The organism is Pseudoalteromonas sp. SG44-8, assembly GCF_014164125.1.
Classification (GTDB): domain Bacteria; phylum Pseudomonadota; class Gammaproteobacteria; order Enterobacterales; family Alteromonadaceae; genus Pseudoalteromonas; species Pseudoalteromonas rhizosphaerae.
On record NZ_JACJEQ010000057.1, the window covers coordinates 1 to 6756 of the forward strand.

The 6756-nt window shown below is 42.2% G+C and carries 6 protein-coding genes; 2 read left to right on the forward strand and 4 right to left on the reverse strand.

What is annotated here, in order from left to right:
- Nucleotides 1-40: 40 nt before the first annotated feature.
- The 3 genes from H5163_RS20780 to fabR all read right to left on the reverse strand — a co-directional run bounded on the left by H5163_RS20780 (nucleotide 41) and on the right by fabR (nucleotide 2655).
- Nucleotides 41-697 carry a peptidoglycan-binding protein gene (locus H5163_RS20780; protein ID WP_182735865.1) on the reverse strand — a complete coding sequence of 219 codons (657 nt, stop codon included), beginning with the start codon at nucleotides 695-697 and terminating at the stop codon, nucleotides 41-43.
- A gap of 49 nt (nucleotides 698-746) precedes the next feature.
- Entirely contained in the window at nucleotides 747-1925 is a 1179-nt protein-coding gene (locus H5163_RS20785; protein WP_259399843.1) for a hypothetical protein, read from the reverse strand.
- Between the two features lie 106 nt (nucleotides 1926-2031).
- On the reverse strand, nucleotides 2032-2655 hold the full coding sequence (gene fabR, locus H5163_RS20790) for an HTH-type transcriptional repressor FabR (protein ID WP_145242416.1): 624 nt from the start codon (nucleotides 2653-2655) through the stop codon (nucleotides 2032-2034).
- 126 nt (nucleotides 2656-2781) lie between these two features.
- On the opposite strand from fabR, the gene H5163_RS20795 reads away from it, so the two are divergent.
- Both H5163_RS20795 and sthA read left to right on the forward strand, forming a co-directional pair.
- Nucleotides 2782-3915, forward strand: a complete 1134-nt coding sequence (locus tag H5163_RS20795; protein WP_145242414.1) for a fatty acid desaturase — start codon at nucleotides 2782-2784, stop codon at nucleotides 3913-3915.
- A 13-nt stretch (nucleotides 3916-3928) separates the two neighbouring features.
- Nucleotides 3929-5356 (forward strand): Si-specific NAD(P)(+) transhydrogenase, encoded by a 1428-nt coding sequence (gene sthA, locus H5163_RS20800; protein WP_145242412.1) that lies wholly within the window; start codon nucleotides 3929-3931, stop codon nucleotides 5354-5356.
- Between the two features lie 85 nt (nucleotides 5357-5441).
- On the opposite strand, the gene hemE is transcribed toward sthA, so the two are convergent.
- Nucleotides 5442-6506 carry a uroporphyrinogen decarboxylase gene (gene hemE / locus H5163_RS20805; protein WP_149980407.1) on the reverse strand — a complete coding sequence of 355 codons (1065 nt, stop codon included), beginning with the start codon at nucleotides 6504-6506 and terminating at the stop codon, nucleotides 5442-5444.
- Nucleotides 6507-6756: the final 250 nt, after the last annotated feature.

Here is a 6756-nt window from a genome sequence, read left to right on the forward strand (position 1 = left end):
ATTGTTAACTACCATTGCCATACTGTACGGGGTACTCATACTAACTCCCAAATACTTGTTGTAATTTTGCTTTGGTTTTAGGGCCTGGTATGCCGTCTATGTCGAGATCGTGCTCGTACTGAAATTCCTTTACACCAATGCGTGTTTTTTCTCCCATGACGCCATCAACCTTGCCGCAATTAAACCCCAACATATTACAACGTCCCTGCACGCCAGAAAGCGTGTCGATTGGATCTAGATTGCCTATTTGTACCGCAAAGCTTTTAGTTGGTGTGGTATCGCCTTCATTTAGGTATAAATCGACGTTGCCAGTAAGGGCGTCGTTATTATTAAGCTCTACTTCGATAAGCCCATCACTTTGCAATACGGTATCGATTGTTTGGCTGCCGATATTAAGCACAACACGTTTACCGGTAATATCATCGCCATCGTCATACGATACTTGCAGGCGAAAATATTCTTTTTCGTTTTGTACAACAAACGTATTTAGGCTGTTGGCGCGCAGCGGCATAAACTTTTCTTTTTTAGGTGGTATGGTAATCAAGTCACCGGGGTAAATTAAGTTTGGATCAGGGCGCAGCGCTCTAAACTCAGCATTACTGGGGTGGTTATACAAGGCGGTTGAGGTTTTATAACCATATTCGCGTGCTATGCGTAGCAGTGTTTCGCCTTGTGCGACGGTGTGTTGTTGTGTCATTGAAATATCCTTATCCCTAAATATAAATATCGCCAGAGCAAGTCTACGTTTAGGTGATGTTGCCTACTGACCAATCGTGATCGGCGAGTTCAAAAAAGCTGACTTTGGCGTTTTCAAAATCAGGGCCTGATACGTTGGCGTAGCCGTTTTTATCGAGCTGTCCGGTGATAACATGGCCGTTACGTAAGCGAATTTTGTACCCCATATTCGCTTGCGGCTCGCCGGCTTCATCACGCAATTCAATTTCGTAGCCTAACGCGGGCTGTTCAACGGTAAAGGTAGTGGTATCTACTGCGCCGCTGGCAGTGACAATAACGTTATAAAGTCCGGGCTTTACAGCAAAAAAATGCTGCCAAAATGAGACTTCGTCAGGGCGTTTTTTATCGAGTTGCAAGGTTACTTGCCCGCTGGTTGGCCCTTGCCACTTAATAACCACGCTGCGGCTGTTGCTGCTTGAGCCTTCAATATTGAGCTTCCAGCCATCGGGCACGCGTAAGCTAGTGCCGGGTTTGGCTGGTTTGCGATTACTAAAGCCTAGGTTGTAGTCGTAAATCAAATTGGCATTTTTATAGCCGGTATATTGCTCGGCGAGCTGCTCTACGGTTTCGCTTGCTTGTAAAAGATGGTTTGAAAAATTTTGCCTAACTTGATGCGACGCTTTTAGCAATACAGTACTTTGCAAAATAGGCTTATATATACATACTGCGGGTAAGTGAACTTCAACAACTGTTGGCTTTAAAGCACGGCTATTTTGCTGCATTGATTGCGCAATATACTTTGCTTGGCCTTCGCCATACTGGCTATTGAGTAGCGCTGGATTTGCTAAGAAGTTTGCTTGGTTGGAGTCACTTAAAAAATGCTCCGAAGCCGAATAATCAGGTGCGGCATTAGCTCCACCGGATGACGAAAACTTAGTGGTACTCACAGGACCTTTTGGATAAACAGCTAAGCCTTGCGCGGTATTTTTATAGGTGTTGTAGCTGACTTTTCGCCATGTTTTTTCATTTGCCCAAAATTGGCTGCGGGGATCATCACGTAGCCGTGCGGCTTGGCGTTTATCAATTACACCATACTGATTATCTTGAATAAGCCGTTGTAGTTTTTTCGGTAATAAAAAGAATTCAGCTCGCCTGACGTACGCAAACGTTACAACAGGTTCGGTTGCTTCATCTTTTATTTCATCAAAAATATGGGCATGTTTAAAGTTCACCGCGTCCTTGGTGAGCATGTGCATCCTCGCTTTCTCTAATGCAGAGATTTAATTTTCTGAGTATAAACTTTAGCTTGCAATAATAAAGAAATAGGAACAAAAAATCTACAAGCATTTATGCTGATTATTCACTCGTGTTTTTATTCTCTCGCACATAATTACTAGCGCCACGCGTTATATAACGTAATTGCCAAATTAAACGATCGACTAACTCTTCTCGTTGTTGCCCTTCTATGTCTAATGCTTCAGCACCGGCATTAAATACTAGCGTGACCATAGCCTCTGCTTGAATATACGCATGAGTTGCATCGCACGGGGTTTCGCTTTCAAGATAATGAGCAAGCTCTAAAATAAAGTGTTTAATTTCACGGGCTACAGCGGCACGAAATGCTTTAGAGGTGCCGGAGCGTTCACGCAGTAACAATCTGAATTGATTACTGGAGTTATCAATAAACTCCATAAAAGTAACAATCGAGGTGGTGATAATGCTACCGCCACTGGCTATACGGCGGCGCGCTTGGCGCATTAGCTGGCGCAGCGTTAAACCGGCTTCATCGACCATGGTTAAACCCAGTTCATTCATGTCTTTAAAGTGGCGGTAAAATGAGGTTGGTGCTATACCTGCTTCACGGGCAACTTCACGTAAACTTAAATTAGAAAAGCTATGATCGGCGCTTAATTGGTTAAATGCCGCTTCAATTAAAGCTTGTCGTGTTTTTTGTTTCTGTTGCGCGCGAACACCCGACATGAACTACTCCTGATTTAATTTAAATCAATTTATGGTGATTTTTATCTTAATTCTCCAGTCTAATACTTGACGGCAAGAGAATGAAATATTATTTTAGCTTACAAGTGTACGCTCAGATTTGAAAAGATGAAAAAACCACCGATTATTTGGACCAATGTCCTATTTTTTAGTATTACTTTTTTGGCTGCTGCCACATTAGTGCCTTGGTATGGGTTTACCCATGGCTTTACCAGTAGTCATTGGATCGCATTTGTTGCTTGTATGTTTTATGCTGGTATGTCAATTACCGCAGGCTACCATCGCTTATGGGCCCATAAAACTTACGACGCTCATCCTGTTGTAGAAGCCTTTTTTGCTTTAGGTGGTGCTTTTGCACTACAAAATAGTGCGCTGCACTGGAGCAGCGATCACCGCGTTCATCATGGCCAAGTTGATGACCCTGTAAAAGACCCTTATGCAGCAACTAATGGCTTTTGGTATAGCCACATAGGTTGGATGTTACGCGATTACCAAGGCGACAGTTATGGTGATTATAGTAATTGTCGTGATTTACAACGCAATAAAATAGTGATGTGGCAACACCGTCATTATATGAAATTAGTATTAGCAACTAATATTGGTATCCCTGCCCTGCTGGGTTTAATAATTGGTGATGTAATTGGCATGCTGTTGTTAGCTGGATTGTTGCGTTTGGTATTGAGCCAGCATTTCACCTTTTTTATTAATTCGGTGGCGCATATCTGGGGCTCTCGACCTTACACCGAAAAAAACACTGCTCGTGATAACGGGGTACTAGCCTTGTTTACTTATGGCGAGGGTTACCATAACTTTCATCATATTTTTGCCAGTGATTATCGCAATGGCATAAAATGGTTTCATTATGATCCCACAAAATGGATGATCCGCGCTTTTGCGGCTGTTGGACTTGCTAAAAAATTAAAACGTACGCCGGTTGAGCGCATCGAAAAAGCAAAAGCCGAAACGTTAATGAATAGAACGCAAAACCGTTTAGCGAAATTGCCTTTAGCGCAAGATAAGCTTACATTATTGCAGCAAGAGTACGATTTATTGCTGAAAAAGCTACAACACTTTTGCGCACTAAAAAAGCAAGTTTTAGAAGTTAAAAAGAATAACATGCTGCAACAATGCGAAAAATCAGCTTTAATGACACAATATCATGAGTTGGAAGCAGCCTGGGAAAATCAAAAGCAGGCGTGGCTTGCACTCAATGCGAGGTTATTAAAAGCCTCTTTTAGTTAATGTAGGAGTGGCTGTGGCCAAACAACAAGTAAAGCAAGAACAACCATCATTTCAATATGATGCAATTATTATCGGCACAGGTCCTGGCGGTGAAGGTACCGCCATGAACCTGTCTAAAAGCAACAAAAAAGTGGCCGTTATCGAACGCCAAGCTGCCGTTGGTGGTGGTTGCGTACATTGGGGTACTATCCCTTCAAAAGCACTACGTCACTCTGTTAGCCGCTACATAGAATACAAAGCAAACCCATTGTTTAATGTGGGTGAGCGCCCTAGTAGGTTAACGTTTCCTGATATTTTGCGCCACGCCAGCTCGGTTATTTCTAAGCAATCAAATTTACGCAGTAGCTTTTACGATCGTAATCGCATTCATATGTTTCAAGGTGATGCTAGCTTTGTTGATAAGCACACAATTGAAATTAAACGTCTTGATGGGTCAACCGAACGACTAACTGCTAAAACCATTGTTATTGCTACAGGTTCTCGCCCTTATCGCCCACCTGAAGTCGACTTTACCCATTCTCGTATTTACGACAGCGATACTATTTTAGGCCTAGAGCATGACCCTCATCGTGTGCTTATTTACGGCGCTGGTGTCATTGGTTGTGAGTATGCGTCTATTTTTAAAGGTTTAGGTGCAAAAGTCGATTTAGTTAATACTCGCGACCGCTTACTCGCCTTTATGGATGCTGAAATCTCAGATGCTTTAAGCTATCACTTTTGGAATAGCGGCATTGTGATCCGCCATAACGAAGAGTTTGACCGCATTGAAACCCGTGATGATTGCGTTGTTATGCATTTAAAATCAGGAAAACGCGTTAAAGCTGACTGTATTTTATTTGCCAATGGTCGCACCGGCAACACTGACGGACTTAATCTTGAAGCGGTTGGTTTAAAAGCTGATGGCCGCGGGCAGTTAAAAGTTAATGAAACTTACCAAACTGAGGTCGATAACATTTATGCCGTTGGTGATGTCATTGGCTACCCAAGTCTTGCTAGTGCAGCGTTTGATCAGGGTCGAATTGCTGCCGATGCAATTGCCTGTGGTAATTGCGATGAAAAACTAATTATTGATATTCCGGCAGGTATTTATACCATCCCTGAAATGAGCTCAGTAGGTAAAACAGAGCAGCAGTTAACCGCCGCGAAAATCCCTTATGAAGTCGGCAGAGCTCAATTTAAACATTTAGCGCGAGCACAGATTGCTGGTACCGAAGTGGGTAGTTTAAAAATATTATTCCACACTGAAACCAAAGAAGTACTGGGTGTGCATTGTTTTGGCGAGCGTGCCTCTGAAATCGTGCACATTGGCCAAGCCATTATGGAACAAAAAAATGGCGGCAATAATATTGATTACTTTGTAAATACCACCTTTAACTACCCAACTATGGCTGAAGCCTATCGTGTTGCGGCGTTAAATGGTTTGAATCGACTGTTTAAATAAACACGTTGAGACAGCTAATAAAAAGCCCGCTTACTGATAAGCGGGCTTTTTTGATTATAAATGACAGTGTTTGTTACAGCTGCAGTTACTTATGATATTGCGCACTAAACTCATGTACGGCATTAATAAATACACCCGCGTTTTCAGGATCAACATCAGGCGTAATACCATGGCCTAAGTTAAATACATGACCTTCACCTGTGCCAAAATCTTCAAGGATAGTCGCTACTTCTTGGCGAATACGATCTGGTGTGCCATGTAACATTGATGGATCCATATTACCTTGCAGAGCTACTTTGTCGCCGACACGGCGCTTAGCATCGCTAATATTAATTGTCCAATCGAGACCAATTGCATCACAACCCGTTGCTGCTATCGCTTCAATCCATTGACCACCATTTTTAGTAAATAACGTAACGGGCACTTTGCGGCCATCGTATTCACGAATTAAACCATCAACGATTTTGTGCATGTACTGCAATGAGAACTCTTTATAATCACGCGGGCTCAATACACCGCCCCATGAGTCAAACACCATTAGAGACTGCGCACCGGCTTTAATTTGTGCATTTAAGTAATCGATCACTGAATCAGCAAGCTTATCAAGTAACAAATGCAGTGTTTTTGGCTCAGCAAACGCCATTTTTTTGATTTTACCAAAGGTCTTGCTGCTCCCGCCTTCAACCATATAAGTAGCAAGTGTCCAAGGTGAACCCGAGAAACCAATTAGCGGTACTTCGCCTTTTAGTTCACGACGGATCGTGCTTACGGCATTCATAACATAACCAAGCTCATCTGTTGGATCGAGCTTTGGAATTTTTTGTACATCAGCAAGTGATGAAATTGGACGCTCAAATTTAGGACCTTCACCGGTTTCAAAATACAAACCTAAGCCCATCGCATCTGGAATCGTTAAAATATCACTAAATAAAATAGCGGCATCTAATGGGTAACGACGCAGCGGCTGTAATGTTACTTCACAAGCGAGCTCAGCATTTTTACACAGGCTCATAAAATCGCCCGCTTGTGCACGAGTTGCGCGGTATTCTGGTAAGTAACGCCCTGCTTGGCGCATCATCCATACCGGAGTCACATCAACTGGCTGTTTTTGTAGTGCACGTAAATAACGGTCGTTTTTTAATTCGCTCATAGCGTAAAGGATCCTAAAGCTGATAGATATTGCGCAGATTGTATCACCATATCGCACACCTCTCTATCGCTATGGCACTAATTAACCTTAGTATTGATACAGATTAATAATCTATTTTAAGATGCTTGCTTGGTACAAAATTAATACAACAAACAATAACATTTGAAATTTTTTATTAATATGTTTGCAACATAGTAAAAACCTTGGTATAACTTGTCCCGCGTTAACAATAAAAACAATAAAAACAATA

Bases quoted from the DNA above. Each gene is read 5' to 3' on its own strand.
- H5163_RS20795 (WP_145242414.1), top strand. From the start codon at position 2,782: ATGAAAAAACCACCGATTATTTGGACCAATGTCCTATTTTTTAGTATT.
- fabR (WP_145242416.1), bottom strand. From the start codon at position 2,655: ATGTCGGGTGTTCGCGCGCAACAGAAACAAAAAACACGACAAGCTTTA.
- H5163_RS20780 (WP_182735865.1), bottom strand. From the start codon at position 697: ATGACACAACAACACACCGTCGCACAAGGCGAAACACTGCTACGCATA.
- hemE (WP_149980407.1), bottom strand. From the start codon at position 6,506: ATGAGCGAATTAAAAAACGACCGTTATTTACGTGCACTACAAAAACAG.
- H5163_RS20785 (WP_259399843.1), bottom strand. From the start codon at position 1,925: ATGCTCACCAAGGACGCGGTGAACTTTAAACATGCCCATATTTTTGAT.